A 23,416-nucleotide genomic window follows, 5' to 3' on the forward strand; every position below is an offset into this window, starting at 1 on the left:
TGCTCTGCGCAGGGCGATGAAAAGCCCGCGCTGCGCGCGATAGTCGACTAACAGTCGACTCTACCCAGCCGACAATCACCCAGTCGGCAACCACCCAGCCGACGATCACCCCGTCAGGTCCACCCAAAAAATGCGCGCGCGCTTCACATCGGCGGTGGGATAAGGGCGCATGCTGCCCCCGGAGATCGACGATGTCCGCCACGCCGCAATCCGCTCCTGCTCCCGTCCGCGCCTCCCGGCATCCCCTTGTCACCGTGCTGTCGCTGCTGCTGGTCGTGCTCGGCTTGGTCATCGGCGGCTTGGGGGCGTGGCTGCTCAGTCTCGGGGGCTCGGCCTACTACGCCATCGCCGGGGGCGGCCTGCTGGCCAGCGGCATCCTGCTGTTCGGCAACCGCCGCAGCGGGGCGCTGCTGTACGCACTGGTGTTCATTGGTACGCTGCTGTGGACCTGGTGGGAGTCAGGCAGCGACTACTGGCGCTGGGTGCCGCGGCTGGGCCTGGTGACCGCGCTCGGCATCGTGCTGGCGCTGCTCGCGCCGACCCTTCGCGAACCGGTTTCAAAGCGGCTGTCGCGCAGCGTGGCGGGCGTGCTGATGCTGGTGTTCGTGGCGGCCTTCGGTCTGGCTTTCGCCCCGCATGGCGAAGTGGATGGGCACTTGCCATTCCCGGAAGGCGCAGCCAGTGCCGGACTGGAACCTACGCGCGATACCACTGGCCTGCAGCCGGCTGACCAGCCCGCCGAAGGCGACTGGCCGGCCTGGGGGCGCAGCAATGCCGGCACCCGCTACTCGCCGCTGCAGCAGATCACCCCGGCCAACGTGGCCACGTTGCAGCTGGCCTGGCAGTTCCGTACTGGCGACATGCCGAACAAGCGCTGGGGTGCGGAAACCACGCCGCTGAAGGTCGGCGACCGCGTGTACCTGTGCACCGCGCGCAACCGCCTGATCGCACTCGACGCCGCCAGTGGCAAGGAACTGTGGCGGTTCGATCCAAAGGTGAGGGATGCTTCGATTCCGTATACCGCCGCCTGTCGTGGCGTGAGCTATTACGAGCAGCCCAGCACGCCGACCATTGCCGATGCGGCGTTGGCCGATGCCGCTGCGGATCTGGCCCTTCCCGAGCCACCGCCAACGGTCACCCGCAGCGCCGCACCCGGCAGCCGTCCGGCGTGCTGGGCGCGCATCATCGAAGGCACGCTGGACGGGCGCATCATTGCAGTGGACGCGGACAGCGGCCGTCCGTGCGTGCATTTCGGCAACAACGGCCAGGTCGACATCACCCTGGGCATGGGCGAGGTCCCACCGGGCTATGTTTCGATCACCTCGCCACCGGCCATCGTGCGTGGGGTGATCGTCACGGGTCACCAGGTGCTGGATGGGCAGCGCCGCGATGCGCCGTCGGGCGTGATCCAGGCCTACGACGCGGTCAGCGGCAAGCTGCGCTGGGCGTGGGACATGGACCAGCCCGAGCGCAGCGGACTGCCGCCACGCGGGCAGACCTTTACGCGTGGCACCCCGAACATGTGGACCACGGCCACCGGTGATGAGGCGCTCGGGCTGGTCTACCTGCCGCTGGGCAATTCAGCCGGCGACTACTGGAGTGGCTCACGCACGGAAAACCAGAACCGCTACTCGACCTCGCTGGTGGCGATCGACGTTAGCACTGGCAAGCCGGCCTGGCATTTCCAGGCCGTGCGCAAGGATGTGTGGGACTACGACCTCGGTTCGCAGGCCAGCCTGATCGACTACCCGACGGCTGCAGGCAAGGTGCCGGCGATCCTGCTGCCGACCAAGCAGGGTGACATCTACATTCTCGACCGCCGCAACGGCCAGCTGCTGACCGCTGCCGAAGAGCGCAAGGTCCCGGTGGGTGGCGTCGAGCCCGAGCAGCGTTCACCCACCCAGCTGTTCTCGCTGTACCACACGCTGCGTCGCGAGCATGACCTGACCGAGCGTGACATGTGGGGCATCACCCCGATCGACCAGCTGGTCTGCCGCATCCAGTTCCGCAAGGCGTACTACGAAGGCTTCTACACGCCGCCGAGCAGCGAGCGCCATTCCATCGAATACCCCGGCTACAACGGCGGCTCGGACTGGGGCAGCGTGTCCATCGACACGCGACGCGGCGTGATCGTAGCCAACTACAACGACATGCCCAACTACAACCGGCTGGTGCCACGCGCAGAGGCCGACCGGCTGGGCTGGTTGCCGCGCGAGAAGATCCGCGCCGACAAGGGCGGCGGCGAGGGCGCCGGCGATCCGCAGGTCGGCACGCCGTATGCCATCGACGTCAACGCCGGTTGGCGCCTGCCATTCACCGGCCTGCTGTGCAAGCAGCCGCCCTATGGCGGCATCCGTGCCATCGACCTGCGCACCGGCAAGCTGCTGTGGGACCGCCCGTTCGGCAGTGCGCGCGGCAATGGTCCGTTCGGCATCCGTTCCGGCCTGCCGATCGAGATCGGCACGCCGAACAACGGTGGTTCGGTAGTGACCGCCAGCGGCCTGATCTTCATCGCCGCCGCCACCGATGACCTGCTGCGCGCCATCGACCTGAAGACCGGCAAGGAGCTTTGGCATGCCAAGCTGCCTGCCGGCGGCCAGGCCAACCCGATGGTGTACGAGCAGGGTGGGCGCCAGTACGTGGTGATCATGGCCGGGGGCCACCATTTCATGGAAACCCCGAACGGCGATTACGTGATGGCGTTTGCGCTGCCCAGGTAGGGCCGACAGCGTATAACCGGCTGGGTCGAGCCGACCGGGTAGAGTCGACTGTTGGCCGACTGCTCTTCTCTCCCACGCTGGAAAGCCCGCGCTTCGCGCGATAGTCGACTAACAGTCGACTCTACCCAGGCGACTCCACATACCCTGACGCTCTATCGAGAGGATCCCTGATTCTGGCATTGGCAGGGAACCGATGCCGGAAATCCATGCGGGCGGGCATTCTCGAACTCATGCCCAGCCCTCAACTGCTTGCCGGCCGGCGATCCATCGCGGGCAACGTCTACAGCATCACCATGGTGTGCCGGAACCGCCATCGCGTCTTCGATTGTCCTGCCAATGCCGACCTTGCCATGCAGCTCCTCCGATCGATGGATCGGGAAGGCCTGACTGCATCCCTTGCCTGGATCATCATGCCGGATCACATTCACTGGCTGGCTCAACTTCGTGGTCATTCGCTGGGCTACTGCGTGCAGCGTTTCAAGGCACGCAGCAGCTTTCTAATAAACCGACGGCGAGGGAGCCGGGGTGCAATCTGGCAGGCAGGCTATCACGATCATGCGATCCGCAGTGACGCGTCGCTGCACAGGCACGCTTGCTACATTCTGGCAAATCCCGTTCGAGCCGGTCTTGCCGCGCAGATCGGTGACCATCCGTATGGATGGTGCCGCTGGCCGTTGAGTGAGCTTGAATCCGCAGGCGAACGCGCATGGTGATGGAACCGGCCGGGCAGAGTCGACCGGGCAGAGTCGACCGGGTAGAGTCGACCGGGTAGAGTCGACTGTTAGTCGACTGCCTTTCTCGCTGCCGCCGAAGAGCCCGCGCTGCGCGCGTTAGTCGACTAACAGTCGACTCTACCAGTTGCCGCTACGCGGATGGTGCCGGTACCCGCACCATCTTCGTCATCAAGTGTTCCACCACGCCCGCCGGGTCCGCCGTGCGGCCCACATGCGTGCTCGACATCTGCACAACCGAACTGCGCTTGGCGGTAAGGAAATGGAAGCGCGCACGCGCGGGCAGCTGTGCGATCGGCCCGGCGCTGGCATCGCCGCGGCAGATCGCCACGATCGCATCCAGCCACGGCTGCAGCGCCTCCTGGTCCAGCGCCGGCGCGAAGGCGCGCAGGCGCGCAGGATCGATCTCGATGGCCGCCTCCAGATGACGCGCGCCAGGACAGGACACGATCACCCCGACGTTGATGAATTCCTCGCGCTCCACCCGCGGTACCACGCGGATGACCGCATAGTCATACGTGTGCAGCGTGGGCACGGATGGCCTCCTGCACGAACACCGCACGCACCTTCAGGCGGTGCTTGAGGTAATTGATATAGCCCTGCCGGTAGGCCTGCGGGCTGTCGAACGCCGGTTCGTCCACCAGCCAGCTGTCCGGCACCAAGCCGACGATGCGCTCGATCTCGGCATCGGTCAGGCGCGCGGCCAGCTCGACATCCACCTCGGCGATGCGGCTGGCGAACGACAGCAGCACATGGTCGCGGATCAGCACGAACGGTTTCTCGCAGGCATCGCCGGCGTTGGCCCAGTCGTGATGGAAATACATGGCGGCACCGTGATCGATCAGGTACAGCTTTCGATGCCACACCATCAGGTTGGGATTGCGCGTGGTGCGATCGACGTTGCTGGTGAACGCATCGAACCAGACGATGCGCGAGGCCAGGTCGGCGTCCACCGGCATCGCCGCAGGGTCGTAGTTGATCGCACCGGGCAGGTAGTCCAGGCCCAGGTTCAGGCCTTCGCTGGCACGGATCAGTTCCTGGATTTCCGGGTCGGGCTCGGTACGGGCGAACTCGCGGTCCAGCTCGACGAACAGGATTTCCGGAATCGGCAGGCCCAGCGTGCGTGCCATCTCGCCGGCGATCAGCTCGGCGATCAACGCTTTCGGGCCCTGGCCGGCGCCACGAAACTTCAGCACGGCCATGCCGTCGTCGTCGGTCTCGACCACGGCCGGCAGGGAGCCACCTTCCCGCAAGGGCGTGATGTAGCGGAGGGCATGTACGGTGCGCATACGTGCATTCTAGCGTGGGTGCAGGCGCAACCCTCTGACCGGCGAGAACCGATTTCGGCCTTCACCTGTCCCTTCCGCCTGCGATGGCAGCATCGTGCTCCAGGAACCCTTGGGTTCATGGGCGTACTGGCACTCTCGATGCAGAGGCTACAGGCTGGGTACCTGCTCGGCTGCCAGCGACGCGCACTGCGAAGCGGAAACCTCATCCACGATGTCCTGCAGGCTACGGAGGTACACCGATGAGCGACGAATTCACTCCCATTCTGCCGGCCTTGGACGATGCCAAGGTCGAGGAAATGATCGGCAAGGTCGTACTGGTCGGGGTTACCCGCTATGGCGGCGACGGCCAGGTGAAGGGGCTGGAGCAGTATGCCGGCACGGTGCTGCGCATCAGCGCCGACGAGGGCGTGGTGCTGGCCGACGAGAATGATGGCCACGAGCGCTATCTGCCGCCGATGCTGGATCAGTACCAGCCAGCCGAGCCTGGGGAATACCGCATGCGCACCAGCGGCATGATCGTGGTCGATCCCGATTACCTGGCCACCTGGGACCTGCACGCGCAGCAGTAGTGCCAGGCCACGCCCGGCATGTGCCGGCAGTTCCGCGGCACCTGCCGGGGCTGCACTTTGCCCCATCCGGCCACTAGCCCTTCCGGCCCATTCACGACAACCCCTGCGGTGCTAGATTCGGGTTCATGCCCGATTCCGGGTACCCATTCACACCCAGGGGATAAGGATGCTGATCCGTCGAACCTCTCTGGCGGCGGCCGTTGCCGTTGCCACCGTCGGCCTGCTGGCCGCTGGCCCGGCGCTTGCCGACTACGCCAAGCCGCCGGAACACCTGCTCAAGGTGCTGAAGGCACCGCCGCCGCCGGCGCCGAACGTGGCCCCGGGCGGCCAGCGCCTGCTGCTGACCACCGCGCAGACCTACCCGTCAATCAGCCGCGTCGCCCAGCCTTACCTGAAGCTGGCCGGCGTGCGCCTGGAGCCGAAGAACCGCAGTCGCCATGACACCCCCGGTGGCTACGGCATTCCGGCCTGCGTGGCCGACTTCACCCTGGTCGATATCGGCAGCGGCAAGGAGACCAAGGTCAACCTGCCGCAGGGCTGCGCCACCGGCGCGTTGTGGTCGGCCGATGGCAGCCACTTCGCCTTCCAGAATGCGGTCGATACCAGCGTGCAGCTGTGGGTGGGCGATGCGGCAACCGGCCAGGTGAAGCAGGTGCCGAATGTGCAGCTGAACCCGATTTTCGGCTATACCGTGCAGTGGCTGGGCGGCAGCCAGAACCTGCTGGTGAAGCTGGTGCCGGCCAACCAGGGCCCAGCACCGTCCAATGGCGGCGTGCCGACCGGCCCGGATGCACAGGAGTCGCTGGGCAGCAGTGGCGAGAGCAGCACCTACGAAGCCCGCGACACGCTGACCAGCGTGCATGACGAGAAGCTGTTCGCTTATTACGGCGCCTCGCAGCTGGCCGTGGTCGACACCGCCGCCAACAGCGTGCGCCCGGTCGGGCAGCCGGCACTGTTCAGCGAAGTCAGCGCCGCGCCCGATGGCGTGCACGTGCTGACCGAATCGATCAAGGCACCGTATTCGCATGCGGTGACCTACCAGCGCTTCGCCAACGACGTGGCCGTGCTGGACATCGCCAGCGGCAAGTCCACGCCGATCGCCAGCCTGCCGTTGGCCGACCGCGTGCCGGTGCACGGCGTACCGGAAGGTCCGCGCGGTTTCGACTGGCGTGCCACCGATCCAGCCACCCTGGTCTATGCCGAGGCACTGGACAAGGGCGACTGGAAGGTCAACGTGCCGCACCGCGACCGCGTGCTGATGCTGAAGGCGCCGTTCAACGGCAAGCCGGTCGAGGTCACCCGCACCGCGCAGAGATTTGAGGGCTTCGCATGGACTGCCGATCCGGCCGTGGCGTTCCAGTTCGAGAACGACGAGAACCGCCACTGGATGCAGACCCGCATCGTCGATGTGGACCAGCCGAAGAAGGAAGGCCGCCTGCTGTGGGACATGTCCAGCGATGAGCTGTACGGCAACCCCGGCAACCTGGTCTTTACCCGCCTGCCGAACGGCGCACAGGTCGTGCGCCAGGAGGGTAATCACGTGTTCCTGAGCGGCCGCGGCGCCTCGCCGCAGGGCGACCGTCCGTTCCTGGACCGCCTCGACCTGGGCACGCTGAAGAGCGAGCGCCTGTTCCGCAGCAGCGCCGATGCCTACGAGCAGTTCCTCGGTTTCAGCAACACGCCGGGGCGCTACCTGACCTGGCACCAGTCGGTAATCGATCCTCCGAACGCCTTCATCCGGCAGCGGGGTGAGGCAGTGGCTGATGCGAAGACCGGCGAGGCGCAGTTCGCGTCCACCGCGACCGCGCTGACCAGGCTGGTCGACCCGACCCCGGAAGTGCGCCAGATCAAGAAGCAGCTGGTGACCTACAAGCGTGCCGACGGCGTGGACCTGTCGTTCACCCTGTACACGCCGCCGGGCTACAAGGAAGGCCAGCGCGTGCCGGCGATCCTGTATGCGTACCCGGCCGACTTCGCCAATGCCGCGCAGGCCGGCCAGGTGTCCGGTTCGCAGCAGACCTTCACCCGTCTGCAGCCGTACCGCCTGATGCTGCTGGCCGGCTACGCGATCATCGACAACGCCTCGTTCCCGATCGTCGGCGACCCGAAGAACGCCTACGACACCTACCTGGAGCAGCTGGAAGCCGACGCCAAGGCGGCGGTGGACAAGGCCGTGGACATGGGCGTGGTCGACCGCAACCGCATCGGCGTGACCGGTCACAGCCATGGTGGCCTGATGACCGCCAACCTGATTGCGCACACCAACCTGTTCAAGGCCGGCGTGGCGACCAGTGGGTCGTACAACAAGACCTTCACCCCGTTCGGCTTCCAGAACGAACGCCGCTCGGTCTGGCAGGCGCAGGACGTGTACCTGAAGGCCTCGCCGTTCTTCTATGCCGACAAGATCAAGCTGCCGCTGCTGCTGGTCCACGGCGAGGACGACGCCAACCCGGGCACCGAGCCGTTCCAGTCGCGCAAGCTGTACCAGGCGATCCGCGGTAACGGCGGCACCACCCGCCTGGTGATGCTGCCGAACGAACCGCACTGGTACACCGCGCTGGAATCGAACGAGCAGCTTGTAGCGGAAATGCTGAACTGGTTCGACACCTACGTGAAGAACGCCAAGTAAGGGAACAGAAAGGCCACCTCCGGGTGGCCTTTCTGTCTCGGGATGTGAGTGGGCAGACGGCCTGGATCCGGATGCGCAATCGGGAATCGGGAAGCCACCTGCCATGCGGCACCCGGGTCCACCCGGGCTGCTAAGCTGGGAATGGAAACAGACCAGGAGACATCGATGCATCGCAATGGAATGCGCGCCATCACTTTTGTCATCGCGACGCTGTTGGCCGGGATGACACACGGAGTGGAAGCGCAGGCTCTGCGGGCAGATGACCGCAGCTACTTTGGCAGCGCCTCCCTTGAACGTGAGGCATGGCAGAACCTCGAGCGCAGCAGCCATGCCCTCAAGGCCCTTCAGGCGCCGCCAGAGGTGCGGTTCCAGCAGGCCGAGCAGCTGTATGGCGAGTGCCTCCGGCACCATGGCTACCTGCATCTTCAGGCAGCGCGCAATGCTGATGATGCCCGGCTGGCCATCACCCAGGGCGAAGTGGCCGGTACATGTGGACGCATCGCGGCGATTGCCAAGCAGGCATTACGTGATGCGCCCGCGCAGGCTGCCTGGATCGAGCCGCATGCCGACCTGCGTGAACGGGCGTTGCGGGAGGATGTGCAGCCGGCCAATGCAGCGCTGGTGGATGCGGTCGACACGTTGGCCGACCCGGCGCTGGACAGCTTCGGGCGACTGCACCGGCAGCTGCTGCAATCGGCGCCCTTTGCGCGCTTCGAACATGAAGGCGGCACGTTTGACAGCCGCACCGATGCGCGAGCCCTTTCCCGCCTGCCGGACCGTTCACTGCGCGAAGCGGCATGGCGTGCTTACTGGCAGGGAATGGCGTCGCGGCGCCGCGAAATGGCAACGGTGCTGCTGGGCCTGGTCCGCCTCAACGAGCAAGCGTCGGAACTGCAGGGCGATGGAACTGCGCCTGACCGCAGCTACCGGCACATGGGCCTGGATCAGGCCGCCGTCGACGCGACACTGGCGGCGGTAGCGCGCCACGCGCCGCTGCGACGCAACTACCAACAGATGCAGTTGACCCATCTTGAGCGCATGGGCCAGGCCTCCCCAAGGATCTGGGACATGGGCCTGCCTGATGCGGGCTATATCCCTCCGCCGCTTGACCTGGCGCAATTGCGTGATGCGGCAGCGGCATCGATGCAGGTGCTGGGGCCGGACTACGTGACAGGGCTGCGCGGGCTGCTCGATCCTGCGGGCGGACACATGGATCTGGGTGGATCGGCAGGGCGGCGCGCGATGGATGCGTTTTCGATCAGCGCCCCTGGCGCGCCTTCGCTGCTGTTCGTTGGTCATCGACAGGGCGATCTGGCGGGGGATGTCCAGATCGCTCACGAAGCCGGCCATGCCATGCATGGGCAGTGGATGCAGCGCGGTGGCGCATCCTCGTTCCAGCGCAACGGCAACAAGTGGTTGACCGAGGCCTTCGCCATCTACAACGAACTGAAGTTCCGCGATCAGCTCTATCGGCAGGCCAGCGATCCACGTGCCAAAGCGTATTACCTGAAGTCGTTGCTCGATGACATCATCCTGCAGCTGTTTGTATCGTCTGAAGAGGCCGATCTGGAACAGTCCATCTATCAGCAAGTGGCCGCCGATGAGGTTGGCAACGCAGACGCGCTTGATGCGCTGACGGTGAAGGTACTGGGCCGGTATGGGGGCGCATCGGAGCAGTATCCCGAGCTGCGCAGCACCTGGGTATCCAAGCGGCTGATGTATGAGGATCCGCTTTACCTGGCCAATTACCTGTATGCCGGATTGATTGCGGTGCAGCTCTTCGCACAGGACCAGCAGGATCCGGAGGGATTCAGGGAGCGCTACCTGGCCGTCCTGGGCGAAGGGTTTGATCGCCCGCCGCAGCAGCAGGTCGAGCAGTTGCTGAATGCGAAGCCCGACTGGCCACGCCTGGTCGAGGAGGATCTGGGCCTCTTCCAGCAGTACCTGGCGCAGCTGCAGGTACTGCACGCGGAAATCGAGCGCCAGCGCGCTCGCTGAGCAGGCGACAGCCTGCTGCTGCCGGCACCCGGGTGATGTACGCGGTGCGCAGCGAGCCGGACGCGCTTTCCGCGGTCCTCGACTCGGCCAGCAATGCGCCGGCCGCGCGCGAAGCGAACCGGATGGTGCCCCAGGGTGACCTCGTGTCATCGGCCGTTGCGATTGCGTAACCGTATGTGATGCGGGTGCAATGGCGTGCGGAAGCTGCGATACGCTGCAGGCCTGTTGCTGTCTGCCAGGGGTTTCACCAATGAAGTCCAAACGTATCGCTGCAGTGTTGGCGCTGGTGATGACGCCGATCCTGCATGCGCAATCACTCCCCTCCGAACTGGCGCAGCTGGGCATTGTTGCCGGCATGCCTTATGCCAAGGCCAAGCGCCTGATGGATGCGGCAGGGTGGCAGGCGAGTCCGGTCCAGGGCGCGCCTGAGTCACTCGAGGGCTTTCCGGAAGTTGGATGCCAGAAGGGCGCCAAGCAATGCGCAACAACCTTCGAAAAGGGCGGGCAGCAGGTCGCGATGCGGCTGGGCACTACCCTGGCAGGGCAGCCGTTCGTACAGGGCGCTGATTGAGCGCCTGCTGCGCTCACGCCAGCGGCAGACGGTCCTGCGCGTGCGACAGGCGGTCGTGCAGCGCACGCACGTGCTCGGCCTTGGCATGGATGCGCGCGGTATCACCGAAACTGCGCAGGTAGGTGCACGCGGCAAAGCCAGCGCTCTTCTTTTCGTATTCGGCAATCCAGGCCAGACGGTCCGGGTTGTTGGCCTGTTCGGCTGACCACGCGGCCACCGGTGGGCGGATGCGGTATTTCAGGCCGACGCGCCAGGGCTTCGGTGTCAGTCGCGCACGGAAGCAATGCTGCAGCCGGCACATGCGCGCGTACAGGGCGTCGGTACCCAGCGCCTTGAAGAAGGCCTGCAGTTGCTCGTCCTCGGGCGAGAACGTGGCATGCATGACCAGCACGCGTAGTCCGGCTGGCGTGCGGTAGGCGCGCAGATGCCAGTCCGGATGCTGTTCGCTGAAGGCCGCGACCCGCTGCAGCGCCACACCTTCGGCGCCACCGGCGGCGGCCAGCCGCCGCCTGCGCTGCATCAGCATCGCGGCATTCACCAGCACTACGGCCGCCACGCCCAATACCAGTCCCACCAGCCAGTGCCACAGCAGGGTGCCGACGATGGCGCCAGCAAACAGCAGCGCTGCGGCGATGACAGCGGGCATCACGCAACCCGCCGGTGGCTGCGCATGGTCGATATCGGCGAACAGCACGTCAGGGGTATTGAGGCAGAGCGCACCGTAGCTGTTGCGGGTGATGATGACGTCGCCGTCGCGCTGCACGATCTGCTCGCGGATCGGAACGCCCTCCACGCCGTAGTTGCTGCGCACTTCGCGACGCGGCAGCACCTGCCCGGCAAGGATGGCGTTGAGTGCCTCATTGGCACGGCGTTCGGCGTGGACCTGGGCTTCGGCAGGCCCCTCGTCGGACCAGCCAAAGCGGCGCACGACCACCGGCCGGCCACGGAAACGGGCCTGCAGGCGGGCTTCGGCCCAGTACGCGGGAACGATCATCATCGTGCGGTGCTCCATCTTCCATGGCAGGTGCCACAATGAGTCTGGCACAGCCCCAAAGGGCCTGCATGTGCCCGCTGCGGCGAACCCGGCGCAGTGATAGATTGCGCGCTTCGCATGCACTCCACCAAGGACGGAGCGATGTTCATGATCCTGCGCGGCCTGTTGGCCCTGGCCTGTGCCGGGGCGGTAGGCATGGCCACCGCAGCGGTACCGGCAGGGCCGCAGATCCTCACCGAGGATGTCAGCCGTTTCTATGCACTTTATGACAGCGCTGGCGGCAAGCCCAGCGTTGCGCAGCTGCGTGGATACCTGGCCGAGGGTTCGGCCGGCCTGGCCGAACTGGCCAAGGCGCGCCGGGTCACTCCCGAACGCATTGCCGAGTCCATCGCCAGCCAGCCCGAGCTGTATGCACAGGGACGAAACTGCCTGGCCGAACTGCCCGCGGTGAAACAACGCCTGACGCAGGTGTTTTCCAACCTGCAGGCCGTCTACCCGCAGGCCGCGTTTCCGCCGGTGACCATCGCGGTGGGCCGTGGCCGTCCGGTCGGGCTGACCTCGAAAAGCGGGGTGATCATCGGCCTGGAAGCGCTGTGCGCAGCCGATTTCATGAATCCCAATGTGCAGGACCGCTTCGTCCACGTGATCGCGCACGAGTACGTGCACATCCAGCAGACCGGCCTGACCGACTTCGAGCCGGGCGATCCGCATGCCACGGTGCTGCGCGTGTCGTTGGGCGAAGGCATCGCCGAGTTCATCGCCGAACTGATTTCCGGCAACGTCGGCAACGGGCGCCACGCGGCCTGGACCCGTGGCCGGGAAGTGCATATCGAAAGCGCCTTCGCGCTGGATCTGGACAGCACCGATCTGTCGCCGTGGCTGTACAACTACAAGCCGGGCTCGCAGGAGCCCTATGACCTGGGCTACTGGGTGGGCTACCGCATCGCCAAAGCCTACTACCTGCAGGCCAAGGACAAGCGTGACGCGGTGCGCGCGCTGATCCAGCAGGACAACCCCAAGGCGATCCTGGCTGCCAGTGGCTGGACGCCCGGCATGTGGATGCCGGCCAAGGTGACCGGCGTGGCAGCGCGCGCGGCAGCACGCTGATTGCAGGCCGGGGCGCTAGACTGCCACCGTGAACCGGGAGAGTCTCCATGCGTATTCCTGTAGTGCTTGCCGGAACGTTGGCCATCGCCTTCAGCATTGGCTTGACCGTTCCGACCGCGGCTGCTGAAACGGGCGCGGTCAATCCGATGCTGCTCAAGCCCGTAGAGCAGCTGCGCCCTGATGAGATTCGTTTCATGCAGCAGCGCCTGGCTGATTGGCCGCAGCTGCAGCACTATCGTGATGCCAACGCGCGACTGCCCGCGGCGGCGCCGGGCCAGCCACGCGTGGTCTTCTTCGGCGACTCCATCACCGAAGGCTGGGGCAGGGAAGGCAGCGCGGCTTTCTTCCCCGGCAAGGGCTGGCTCAACCGCGGTATCAGCGGCCAGACCACGGCACAGATGCTGGTGCGCTTCCCGCAAGACGTGCTGGCGCTGAAGCCACAGGTGGTGGTGATCCTGGCCGGTACCAACGATATTGCAGGCAACACCGGTCCATCCACGCAGGCGATGATCGAAGACAACCTGCACGCGATGGTGGACCTGGCCCGCGCACATGGCATCGCCGTGGTGCTGGCATCGGTGCTGCCGGTCAGCGATTACCCATGGATGCCCGGGATCGCGCCTGCGCCCAAGGTGCGTGCGCTGAACACGGCGTTGAAGCGCTATGCCGATGCACAGCAGCTGGTCTATCTGGACTACCACACGCCGATGGCCGATGCCGCCGGCGGACTCGATCCGCAGCTGGCCGAGGATGGCGTGCATCCTACGGCGAAGGGCTATGCGGTGATGGCGCCGCTGGCCGAAGCGGCAGTCAAGCGCGCGCTGCAGCAGAGGTCGCAGCGGCAGGCAGGTTTGTCGACCACCACGTATCGAAACTGATCAGCAGCGGATCTACCGCCCTGTACTGGGGCATCAGCCTACTGCGGCGCGGCGGAAAGCGCCCCATGCAGGTCGCCCCCATCTGTGCCTCAGGCATCGTCCTGCTTCAACGCCGCATCGGCCGCCAGCAGCGCCTCGGCGGCTGCACTGAGCGGCGGCGACGGTGGGGCGACCACGCCGATCGCTTCCATCATCTTCGGCATGCCCAGGAACTGGCGCGCGCGACGGTCGTAGATGCCGGTGACCAGCAGCGCACGTGTGGCGATCTTCTGCTCGGGCCCGATCAGCACGCGCTGCTCCATGATGCCGCGCGAGCCGACCCAGCCCACCAGGCGCGTTTCCAAGGTAAAGCGCTGGAACGGCTTGAGTTCGCGGCGGAACTGGATGGTGCCGGCACCGACGATCGGTGCCCACTTCTCGCGCAGCGCCACCCGGCCCAGGCCCATGCGCAGGATCAGGTCCAGCCGGCCCAGATCGAAGATGTTCCAGTAGCGGCCGTTGGTCATGTGCAGGTTGCTGTCCAGGTCGTTGGGCAGTACCCGGAACTGCAGCCGTGAGACCCCGAACGGGGCCTCCAGCTTGGGCCGGAACAGGCTGCTCAGCAGCAGGTGGAGCAGGCGGAACCAAAGATTCATGGCTATGACGACTGTTATAGAACGGCCGGTACGCTAATCTATGACGACTGTCTTAGCAAGGCGATCGCCGTGAGTCCACGACCCTCTGATGCCCCGCAACGGGTGATTGATGCCGCAGCACTGATGCTGGCGCGGGTAGGCCTCAATGCCACCAGCATCCGTGAGGTGACCAAGCTGGCCGAGGCGCCGTTGGGCTCGACCTACCACCATTTTCCTGGCGGCAAGCAGGAGCTTCTGGCGCGCGCCACCTACATGGCTGGCGACAAGGTGGAGGCGCTTCTCGTTGAACTGTTGAAAGGCGGAGCCGTGCAGGGCCTGCAGCAGTTCCTGGCGATGTGGCGCGAGCGCCTGCTGCGCTCCGGGTTCCGCGCCGGCTGCCCGGTGCTGGCCGCCGCGGTCGAGGAACCGGTCGAGGCGGTTCCCAGCCAACCGCGCGTGGCCGCCGCAGAGGTGTTCATGCGCTGGCACGGCCATCTTGCCTCGGCGTTCGTCGCTGAAGGGCATGCCCCGGCAGCGGCGGGTGAACTGGCCAGCCTGGTGATCGCCAGCGTGGAAGGCGCCGTGGCGTTGTGCCGCGCACTGCAGGACATCGCCCCGTTCGACCAGGTCGCAGCGCAGTTGCTGAAGGCCGCCGCGCCACCTGAGCGCTAGAATGCACCCGAACGCGCTACTGCGTGCCCGGCAAGGATGTCCGCATGTTGCACCACCTTTCCCTCGGCGTTCGTGACCTTGATATCGCAGGCCGCTTTTATGACGCCGCGCTCGCCGCACTCGGGTACCGCCGGGTGTTCGAGGACGAGACCGCGATCGGCTATGGGGTGGTCGATGATGAAGACGCGTTGTGCCTGAAGCTGCGTGATGACGCCGCAGCGCCGGGCCCCGGCTTCCACCTGGCGTTCGCTGCAGCGTCCGCAGCGGCGGTGGATGCCTTCCACGCAGCAGCCATCGCCAACGGAGGCGCTGACAATGGAGCGCCCGGACTGCGCCCCGATTACGGTGACTTCTACTACGCCGCGTTCGTGGTCGACCCCGAGGGCCATCGCATCGAGGCGGTGACCAAGGCGCGGCCGGCGTGAAGCAGCCGGGCATTCCGGCGCCAGCCCGCTGAAGCTGCCAATCGCATGCCGTAGCGCGGCATGGCCCATACCAGGCCGGCGATCGGCCAGCGCCCGTCCGCCCCTGGTACTCCCCAAGCCGTAGAGGCACGCGCAGTTTTCGATCCTGCCCGACTCTGCGCTATTATCCGCCGGGGCCTCGGAACGTGGCCCGGCTTCAATCAACCCTGACAAGGACAAGCGCATGGATGTCGCTGCACGCAGGAACAGGACGTTGTTTCGTTGGATCATGGTGACGCTGCTGGCGGTGTTGTTGCCGTTTGCAGCACTGGCGCAGCCGGCAGCCGGGCAGGGCGATGGCGCTGAAGCCGCCACTGCCGCGGATGAGGCGCAATGTCGCGCCTGCACTTATGAGCGCATCGGGCCCAAAGTCGATATCGGGCTGGTTGCACTGGTGTCGCTGCTGGTGGTGGGCCTGCTGGTAGCGGCGTCCCGCGAGTGGGGCACCACCTCGCAGCGCTGGACCTGCCGCACGCTGGCTCTGTTGCTGGTGGGTGTCGGTGTGGCATTGCTGTGGTGGGCAGGCAGCATCGTCTACCTGGGCTACAACCCGTGGCAGGAAATGGCCGCCCCTGTCGATGGTTCGCTTACCTCGACACTGCTCAACACCTCACCGAAGTGGCTGGCGGCGCTGGCGTTGATTGGTTTCGCACCTTCCATCTGGAAGCGCAGCGAGCGCCTGCCGGCCTGGCGTATCGGTTGATCCTGGAACGACGGCGCCGGATCACACCCGGCGCCGCCTGCGGTCATCAGTCAAACCGCAAACGCACACCAGCGTAGATGCCACGGCCTTCGCCCGGCGTCGAGCGGGCAATATCCCTGCCTGCGTCGTCGTAGCCCGGCGTGACCGTGGCGGCGTAGTGGCGGTTGCCGAGGTTGCGCATCTCCGCCCAGGCCTGCCAGCGGCCACCGGGTGCGTCGTAGCCGATGCGGCTGCCGAAGATCACATGGCTGTCAGCCCAGTAGCTGTTGGCGTAGTCCACGGCGATGCGCGAGGCGTATTCGGTATTGAGCGCGGCGTACAGGCCGGATGCATGATCGAAGCGCAGCTCGGCCTGGTAGGCGTGGCGCGGCAGGCCGGGCAGGCGGTTGCTGCCGAAACGCGCGTCGTGGCGATAGCGGAAATCGCTGAAGGTATACGCCTGGCGCAGCGACAGGCGGCCCGGTGCAGCCTGCCACAGCGTGCTGTCCAATCCGGCCTCGATGCCGCGGTGAACGGTGGGGCTGGCGTTGTTCTCGGCGATGAACAGGTTCGGCACCGGTTGCAGTTCGACGCTCAGCAGTTCGTGGTTCACGTGAGCGTAGTAGCCGGTCAGTTCCCAGCGGCCCAGCGCCGCGTCACCGCGCGCGCCCAGTTCCAGCGTGGTGGCGGTCTGGTTCTGCATCGGCACCGGCGCGCGCTGGCGGCCGGTAGACGGGCCATTGCCCGGCCCGAAGTACTGGTTCGAGCCCCAGATAATCGACCACGGATGTGGCGCCTCCACCGAGCGGCTGAGGTTGCCGAACCACTGGGTCTGGGCGCTGTGCTGCCAGGTGAAGCCCAGTCGCGGCGCATAGTCCCAGTCGTGGTCGCGCAGGCGGCCACCGCTGCTTGGCCAGGTCACCTGCACATCGCGGCGGGTGTTGATCAGTGCCAGCCCGGTCTGCATGCGCAGGCGGTCATTGAAGGTGAGGGTATTGCCGACGTGCAGCGTGCTGTCGGTGCCGTGGTGCCGGAAGTCACGCGTGCGCGTACCGGCGGCATAGCCGTTGCTGGCAAAGCGCAGCGACTCGCGCACATCGGCGTCCAGATCGTGGGTGACGCGCAGGCCGACCGTGGTCTCGCTGTCCAGGCCGAACAGCCGGTGGCGGCGGCGGAAGTCCAGCGTGGCGTTGAGGTTGGCGTAGTCCAGCTGCTGCCGGTACAGGCTCTCGTTCAAGTCCATCGGGTACTTGTGATAGACCAGCCCGGCCTGCAACGAGGAGTCCTCATCGATCTGCAGCGTGGTGACGTTGCCCACCCAGGTGCTGCCCGGCTGCGGGCGGCGCGCATCGATGGCCAGGTTGGCCGCATTCGCGGCACGCGGATCGTTGCGGATCTGATCGCGGGTCAGGCGGCCGGGCGTTTCATGATTGGTTTCGCGATAGCGCACGAAGAAGCGCGACTGCAGGTCGGGCGTGATCTGCCAGCCGATGTTGGCCATCGCACCCTTGCCGTCGCCGCGCGAATGACGCTGGTAACCGTCGAATTCGGTATCGGTGTAGGCCAGGAAGTAGTCGACATCACCACTGACGCCGCCCCAGCTGATGCCGCGCTTCTGGTAGCCACGGCTGCCGGCTTCGTAGTGCAGCTGCACGCCCGCCGAATCACGACCGCTGCGGCTGACGTAGTCGATGGCACCGCCCAGCGCCAGCGCCCCGCGCTCGAAGCCGTTGGCGCCGCGCAGGACTTCGACGCGCGACAGCCACAGCGGTTCCAGCAGCTCGTAGGGCGTACCGCCCGGGCCGGTCAGTGGCAGACCGTCGATCGACACTGCAATGCCCGAGGCGTGCGCGCCCGGGCCCCGGTTGATGCCCGAGCCACGGATCGAGATCTTGGTGCCTTCGTTGCCCGGCGACTGCGCGCTGATACCCGGCTGGTAGGCCAGCACATCGGCGCTGGTGGACAGTCGGCTGTCGGCCTTGGCCACGTCGATCAGGTTGCTGGCGCCGGGCACGCGCTTCAGCGCCTCGCGCGCCTGCGCGCTGGCATCGGCGGCAGCGGTGACCTGCACGGCATCCAGCGTGGTGGCCTGTGGGGCCGCAGCGGCGGTGGAAGAGAGGCCAAGGGAAACGGCCAGGAACAGCAGCGAGGGGGTGGGGCGGTACGACGAGAGCGACATGCGGGAATTCTGTAAACCAATAAAGTGGCGCGAAAGTTAACAGGTCATGGGCGCCGCGTCACCCATCGGCGGCATATGGGGTGCATGCCCTTTGTGGTGTCGAGCCATGCTTGCCCGCATCTTTCGTTCTTCCGATTTCAATGGGCCAATCCATACCGATTGGTCCTTTGTCGTCTCTTACCGCAGAGCGGAGCTTCGCTGCGTACGTCGACTGAACGAGCGGAGGTGCACTTCACGCACTTTCGCAGCTCTCCATAGTGATCGCAGCTTGCTCCTGAGCTAAACGCGCGGATTAGTGGGTGTCCGGAAAGTGCGGGCTTGCGAGCGGGAGTGCGTCAGACGCCATTCTACAAATCCTCGGCAATATTCCCCTTTCTATTCTCGGTATCCATAATCCAGCGCATCGCCTTTGCGGGGTCGTGTTGATGCTTGCTGGACAGGATTAAGGATTTTATCTCGAGGAAGTGAGTGGAAACTAGTTTTATGCGGCCAAAGTAAAGCGCAAGAACGAACTCTAGTGAGGACTCTCCAGAATCTGAGTCGGATGACTCAATTGACCTGATTATCAGGTGTTTCATGAAATCGCTAGCTGCATGGTCTGAGCTGTAGTCGAGTTCCGAGGGGTGCGAGCATCTGATTATCGCGGACTGAATTATTCCATCGTTGTAACGCGAAAAGTTCTCTGGGGCGAGAAGAACCTGTCTGAACGTTCTTGATGACAATTGATCTCGTTCGCTAAGCTTCGAGTCTTCGCGAGATCTCTGCAGAATGGCCGCGATAGTGAAAATCAATTCTGGTTGAAGGCTCGAGGGGTTGTATCCGTCTGGCCAGAATGCAAAGCCCTTCCTTATTGACATGCTGTCTTGATGGTTTGCTCCTGAAGGGAGAAGAGTGTCGCTACCCAATGGCTTGCCTTGGCGAATCTTCTCGATGCGCTGGTGGATTCGAGGAAGAGGCGTAGGTTCCGCCTTGGGCCAGAGATTGATATCGCTAGCCTCTTGAACGAACGAACTCAGGAGTTGTGTTCCAGTTGCAATTGAGCCATAGCATTCGAAGTCATAGAAATGAGGCTCGCTATACCTAATGTTTGATTTAAGCGTAGCTACTTCACTGGCCGACTCTGCCACTTGGTATCCAATTGTATATAGGCGCGGGCCTTCGTGGATGTCGCGAAGGGCTCTGCTAATTTGAAGGAGTCTAGATCCTTTCCCGACAACGGCGGCGCAGACAATAATGGCGCTTTTTCTACAAATGCTATCCGCATCAATCTCGCGCTCGCCAACTAGATCAATGGTTGAGTCTGATAATTCTCCGAATGTATTTCTAATTAGTTCCGCCATTGCTCTAGAGGATTCATCTCCTTGGTATACTATTTTTTTCGTTGTGGCTCTTGCGAAATGCCTCACGATGCCATCAAGCCATTGCGTGAATTCGACTACTTGAGTGAGTTTGACGCCGTCGATGTAAATTGCCCGATGTTTTCCGGGGCGGGATTTGTCAATTCTGAATATGTCGATTACGTTTGATCCCGCCAGATTGAATGCAGAATTCACCGGCAAATCTTTCAGGAATGGTTCGGCTCTGATCAGAACTTTTTTATGCGGTTCCTGTGCAGGCAGGAAGCTCTCGCCAGAGATTCGGATGCTGACCTTGGCGGGCTCCTTCGTCTGGCTGATGTTTTTGCCTGGAAGCGCGTATAGCGCTCTGTCTGCTCGCTTCGCCATGCTCAAGGTGATGAGAGTTACAACGTCCTCATCGCTCACACCTTTGTCAGATATCCACTTGTCATGCAGTGACATGGAAGAGGATGCTGATATTAAGCAGATCGAAGTCCCGCGCATGGGCCTTTTGACTTCATCGAAGCCTCCGTACGAATGGAAGCTGCTAATGGTTATGCCTGGCGGTCCGCCGCTCGTCGAGAGGATATCCCTAAGTGCATAGGCGACGGAAGATATTGCCATTGTGTCGACAAATATTGTCTTTGTATCTGAAATCTTTTGCTTCTTTGTGAAAAAGAACCTAATGGCAATAGACAGGGCGACAAAGGATGATATTGGGGAGGAGCTGAGTGCTAGATCTGGCTTCAGGAAAAAGGTGGACGATTCACCGGATGGCTTGTGATACGTGTATCCCGGTGGCGCAACCAAGATAACCTCTTCCTCTCCGAAAATGGAGGATAATCCCTCCTCGGCCCAACTCATTCCTTTAAGAAGTTTCTCGATGGAAGGGGATCTGTCCTTGCTTTGTGATATTGGTTGGCAGTCGATCTTCCCAGACGCAATGTCTATGGATGCGAAGAAGAGAGAAGCCTTTCCGCCAATTCTGTCCAATGCGGCTTGGTCTGAATCGTTCTTGATCTTGTCTGCAATGTTGGAGCCAGATTTTCCAGCGCTGATGAGCACAATTACATCGGGTATGTCTGGGCCGCTGTACACTGCAAGCACTATGCTATCGAGTGATTTTATGAATTTAGACGGATCGGGGGAGTAAACGAAGCAATGGTTCTGCGTCGGGGATTTGGAGAAGTTGAAGATAAAGAAGTCTGAGGGACGTTCCATGTCTATTTGATCCTGAACCAAATTGTGAAAGAGGTTCCGCTTGTCTCTTCCAATTCTACATTTTTGAATCGCGGGGTTGGATTGAATTGATCTATGTCCTTCTTATTGAAGTCTTGGTAAAGACTTACTCGGCCGGTTCTTAGGGTCATGAAGGCGCCTAAGTTGCGTAGTGAGCGAAGAACTATTGGCAAACCCTGTCCGCTAACATGGTTTGCCTTCGTTGTGGCATGTTTCTTGAAGCATGTTTCTACTGCTGCTGCTTCCTCGTCCCTCGTAAAATCGCTGTAGCTGCTAGCGTTGGATCGTTTTGCTAGCCAATTTAGGCCCATCCCTACGCCTGTATCAAATACTGTTAGTTCAAGGAGGGTCGGGTTATCGCTTGAGGGAAATTCGTTGCTAAGGATTGATCCTGCAAGATAGGTTTGAAGTGCAGAGTCTCCTTTTGCTTCATTAACCACCTCTTCTATTCTTCCTAGGGCGGTTACCCGGATATTAATTCCTCTTATCGATGTTGGTAATGGTTGCCCGCCAAGATCGAAAGATCCATGTTCATCTGAATTTAGGAATAGTTGATGAATGAGCTTGGATAAATAAACGTATTGGCCATCAACCATTGAGGTTGCCGCGGTTCTTCCAAGCCTCTTTGTGATTCTCCTGATTATTAGTTCAAATTCCGCCTCGGTGCGAACCGCTCTGCTCTCTGTTTTGCTGTAGAGTGGAGAGAGAAACTCAAGCCTTGCTCCAGAGAAGCAGCAGAGCGTCACGCCTTGCCCTCTTGTGGTGTTCTCAAATGCTTCGGTATTCATTGCGTTCACTCGAGGAATCAGGCTCCTGAGTGCTTGGCGGCGTGGAATTGTGATGTCGCCAGATTGCACTGAGTCGGCAAAATAGAGGCATGCCATTCCGTGAAGTGTCGAGCTTAGTCTGTCCGCAGTGGATTCAAGGCTAAGAAATTCTCTGGCCGTTTTGAAGGTGAGTCCTGTGGCGGAATTTCTTGATATCCTGGCAATCGCTTGGGCTGCTTGCGGTGCACAGCCCAGTCCTCCACCCAAGTACAGCGATATTGGTGTGGATACCTCATTGGCATTGTTGGCGATCGCGTCGCTGAGAAATTTCTCGATATTTGGAGCAAGGGAGTTTTTAGGTAGGCTGGGCATCACTTGAATCTCTTTGGTGGGGCATGACTATTTTGGTCATATGTTTCGAGATGATGCTTTCCATCTTGTAAATAGAAAATAAGCTGAGGTTATTGTCTTTTTTGCGATGATAGGGCGGGCCGAATGCTCTGTCACTCAGTTGGGGGTGGGGCTGATTGCCTCCCCGCCAGCGCCTTCGACTTCGCGTACATCGCCTTGGCAATCTCGGCATGCCTCAGCGCCGCATGGCATTCGGCCAGGCTGTCCCACGCGTTGGCCGAATCCGGATACAGCTCGGCGTTGAGCGCGAACACCTTCAGTGCCTTGCGTGCACCCAGGCTTTCGCGGATGGCGTAGCCATCGGCATTGATCGCGCGTTCCAGTTCGCCGGTGGGAACGCCATTGCTGTCGCGCAGCCAGCTATGCATCAGCGGTTTCGCATCGGCGCTGTCATCCAGCGCGTAGCCGATCAACCGATCGGACAGCACAGCGTGCGGAAACTCCCCGGGCGCAACCACCGCCATCGTGCTCTCCACCAGCGTGCTGGACCAGACATTGCGGGCGCTGCCGTTGGTCAGGTACACGAACACCCAGTAGCCGTTGGCCAGCGTGCCCTTGTAGGCCAATCGCGCACGTGTACGGGTGCCACCATCGTGACCTACCAGGGTGTAGCCGTCGCTTCGGGTGGTGTCCCAACCGGTGGAGAAGAAATTGCTGCCGCCACCGACCAGCTTCTGCGGCTGCCAGAGCTTTTCCAGGGTCGCCGTGCGCACCAGCTTGCCGCTCGCCAGCGCCTGCAGGAAACGGTTCATATCGCCCACGGTGGTCTGCAGGTCGGCATGGCCCCAGCCGTAGTCCGGCCAGGGATCTTCATTGGCGGGCTGCAGTTGGCCATCCTTGCCGATGTACGGCACCGCCGCGCGCCGGGCCGGCACGCTGGCACCGCCCCACGAGGTGCTGGCCATCTTCAATGGCTGCAGGATGCGTTCGCGAGCGATGGCCGGGTAGGGCTTGCGGTAGTGCGCTTGCAGCAACGCCGTCAGCACCAGGTAGTTGGCCTGGGTGTACTGCACGCGGCTGCCGGTGGCGAACTGCATCGGTGTCGCGCCGGCTACCTTCAGTGCAGCGCCAAGGACAGGGGCTACACCAGGGTAGCCCTTGCTGACCCAACGGTTGTCGACACGATCGTAGTACTCGCCGATACCCGAGCTGTGGTTGAGGAAATCGCGCACGTGGATTGCCTGCCATGCTGCAGGCAGGTCCGGCACATAGCGGCTGGCCGGTGCATCCAGATCCACCTTGCCCTGGTCGACCAATTGCATCACCAGCGTGCTGGTCAGCAGCTTGGCCATCGACTGGGCGGCGAAGATCGTATCGACAGTGGCAGGCGCATGGGCAGCGGGATCACGTTCACCGCTGGCGCCTTGGTACAGCACCTGGCCGTTGTGGGCGACCAGTACCGCTTGGCCGGCGATGCCGTAGCGTTCACGGTTGGTCTGCAGCTGGGTGTCGAGCTGAGTGGAGAGGTCAGGGGTGAGGCCACGCGCCGAAGCGATCGGAACGACGAAGAGGGCGCAGAGCAATGCAGCAACAAAGGTGCGGTACATCGCGGCGATCCATCAGCG

19 protein-coding genes are annotated in these 23,416 nt (G+C 63.3%); 11 read left to right on the plus strand and 8 right to left on the minus strand.

Annotated features, from left to right (window positions below):
* Positions 1-191 precede the first annotated feature (191 nt).
* Positions 192-2,720 (plus strand): membrane-bound PQQ-dependent dehydrogenase, glucose/quinate/shikimate family, encoded by a 2,529-nt coding sequence (locus tag BN1263_RS11770; RefSeq protein WP_058981316.1) that lies wholly within the window; start codon positions 192-194, stop codon positions 2,718-2,720.
* A 230-nt stretch (positions 2,721-2,950) separates the two neighbouring features.
* The gene (locus BN1263_RS20085) at positions 2,951-3,433 is read left to right on the plus strand and encodes an REP-associated tyrosine transposase (protein WP_186008968.1); all 483 of its coding nucleotides are present in this window, start codon (positions 2,951-2,953) and stop codon (positions 3,431-3,433) included.
* Positions 3,434-3,584: 151 nt separating this feature from the next.
* On the opposite strand, the gene BN1263_RS11775 is transcribed toward BN1263_RS20085, so the two are convergent.
* On the minus strand, positions 3,585-3,986 hold the full coding sequence (locus BN1263_RS11775) for a DUF3037 domain-containing protein (protein ID WP_058981318.1): 402 nt from the start codon (positions 3,984-3,986) through the stop codon (positions 3,585-3,587).
* The gene (locus BN1263_RS11780; RefSeq protein ID WP_058981320.1) at positions 3,964-4,740 is read right to left on the minus strand and encodes a HipA family kinase; all 777 of its coding nucleotides are present in this window, start codon (positions 4,738-4,740) and stop codon (positions 3,964-3,966) included. The genes BN1263_RS11775 and BN1263_RS11780 overlap by 23 nt, the downstream gene beginning before the upstream one ends.
* Positions 4,741-4,979: 239 nt before the next feature.
* On the opposite strand from BN1263_RS11780, the gene BN1263_RS11785 reads away from it, so the two are divergent.
* The 4 genes from BN1263_RS11785 to BN1263_RS11800 all read left to right on the plus strand — a co-directional run bounded on the left by BN1263_RS11785 (position 4,980) and on the right by BN1263_RS11800 (position 10,507).
* Positions 4,980-5,309 carry a hypothetical protein gene (locus BN1263_RS11785; protein WP_058981322.1) on the plus strand — a complete coding sequence of 110 codons (330 nt, stop codon included), beginning with the start codon at positions 4,980-4,982 and terminating at the stop codon, positions 5,307-5,309.
* 166 nt (positions 5,310-5,475) lie between these two features.
* Positions 5,476-7,938, plus strand: a complete 2,463-nt coding sequence (locus tag BN1263_RS11790; RefSeq protein ID WP_058981324.1) for a S9 family peptidase — start codon at positions 5,476-5,478, stop codon at positions 7,936-7,938.
* Positions 7,939-8,103: 165 nt separating this feature from the next.
* Complete coding sequence (locus tag BN1263_RS11795) at positions 8,104-9,936, plus strand: M3 family metallopeptidase (protein WP_058981326.1); 1,833 nt, start codon at positions 8,104-8,106, stop codon at positions 9,934-9,936.
* A gap of 250 nt (positions 9,937-10,186) precedes the next feature.
* The gene (locus tag BN1263_RS11800) at positions 10,187-10,507 is read left to right on the plus strand and encodes a hypothetical protein (RefSeq protein WP_058981328.1); all 321 of its coding nucleotides are present in this window, start codon (positions 10,187-10,189) and stop codon (positions 10,505-10,507) included.
* A 13-nt stretch (positions 10,508-10,520) separates the two neighbouring features.
* Here BN1263_RS11800 and BN1263_RS11805 read toward each other — a convergent pair whose 3' ends face one another.
* A complete protein-coding gene (locus BN1263_RS11805; RefSeq protein ID WP_026347064.1) occupies positions 10,521-11,504 on the minus strand; it encodes a hypothetical protein in 984 nt (327 codons plus the stop codon).
* Between the two features lie 138 nt (positions 11,505-11,642).
* Here BN1263_RS11805 and BN1263_RS11810 point away from each other — a divergent pair, with 138 nt between their 5' ends.
* Together BN1263_RS11810 and BN1263_RS11815 are read left to right on the plus strand one after the other, a co-directional pair.
* Positions 11,643-12,608: a DUF2268 domain-containing putative Zn-dependent protease gene (locus tag BN1263_RS11810; RefSeq protein WP_058981329.1), complete on the plus strand. Its 966-nt coding sequence runs from the start codon at positions 11,643-11,645 to the stop codon at positions 12,606-12,608.
* A gap of 47 nt (positions 12,609-12,655) precedes the next feature.
* Positions 12,656-13,486, plus strand: coding sequence for an SGNH/GDSL hydrolase family protein (locus tag BN1263_RS11815; protein WP_058981330.1), 831 nt, complete (start codon positions 12,656-12,658; stop codon positions 13,484-13,486).
* 89 nt (positions 13,487-13,575) lie between these two features.
* On the opposite strand, the gene BN1263_RS11820 is transcribed toward BN1263_RS11815, so the two are convergent.
* Entirely contained in the window at positions 13,576-14,121 is a 546-nt protein-coding gene (locus BN1263_RS11820) for a thioesterase family protein (RefSeq protein ID WP_058981331.1), read from the minus strand.
* A 69-nt stretch (positions 14,122-14,190) separates the two neighbouring features.
* On the opposite strand from BN1263_RS11820, the gene BN1263_RS11825 reads away from it, so the two are divergent.
* The 3 genes from BN1263_RS11825 to BN1263_RS11835 all read left to right on the plus strand — a co-directional run bounded on the left by BN1263_RS11825 (position 14,191) and on the right by BN1263_RS11835 (position 15,939).
* Positions 14,191-14,772, plus strand: coding sequence for a TetR/AcrR family transcriptional regulator (locus BN1263_RS11825; protein WP_058981333.1), 582 nt, complete (start codon positions 14,191-14,193; stop codon positions 14,770-14,772).
* Positions 14,773-14,816: 44 nt separating this feature from the next.
* On the plus strand, positions 14,817-15,197 hold the full coding sequence (locus tag BN1263_RS11830) for a VOC family protein (RefSeq protein WP_058981335.1): 381 nt from the start codon (positions 14,817-14,819) through the stop codon (positions 15,195-15,197).
* Between the two features lie 223 nt (positions 15,198-15,420).
* Entirely contained in the window at positions 15,421-15,939 is a 519-nt protein-coding gene (locus tag BN1263_RS11835) for a hypothetical protein (RefSeq protein WP_058981337.1), read from the plus strand.
* 46 nt (positions 15,940-15,985) lie between these two features.
* On the opposite strand, the gene BN1263_RS11840 is transcribed toward BN1263_RS11835, so the two are convergent.
* From BN1263_RS11840 to BN1263_RS11850, 4 genes are all read right to left on the minus strand, one after another.
* A complete protein-coding gene (locus tag BN1263_RS11840) occupies positions 15,986-18,097 on the minus strand; it encodes a TonB-dependent receptor family protein (RefSeq protein WP_058981338.1) in 2,112 nt (703 codons plus the stop codon).
* A gap of 347 nt (positions 18,098-18,444) precedes the next feature.
* The gene (locus BN1263_RS20465; RefSeq protein WP_144435347.1) at positions 18,445-20,655 is read right to left on the minus strand and encodes a hypothetical protein; all 2,211 of its coding nucleotides are present in this window, start codon (positions 20,653-20,655) and stop codon (positions 18,445-18,447) included.
* 2 nt (positions 20,656-20,657) lie between these two features.
* Complete coding sequence (locus BN1263_RS20470; RefSeq protein ID WP_144435348.1) at positions 20,658-21,461, minus strand: hypothetical protein; 804 nt, start codon at positions 21,459-21,461, stop codon at positions 20,658-20,660.
* A gap of 482 nt (positions 21,462-21,943) precedes the next feature.
* A complete protein-coding gene (locus tag BN1263_RS11850) occupies positions 21,944-23,398 on the minus strand; it encodes a serine hydrolase domain-containing protein (protein WP_049449033.1) in 1,455 nt (484 codons plus the stop codon).
* Between the last annotated feature and the right edge of the window lie 18 nt (positions 23,399-23,416).

The organism is Stenotrophomonas thermophila, from assembly GCF_001499715.1.
GTDB classification, from domain to species: Bacteria; Pseudomonadota; Gammaproteobacteria; order Xanthomonadales; family Xanthomonadaceae; genus Stenotrophomonas; species Stenotrophomonas hibiscicola.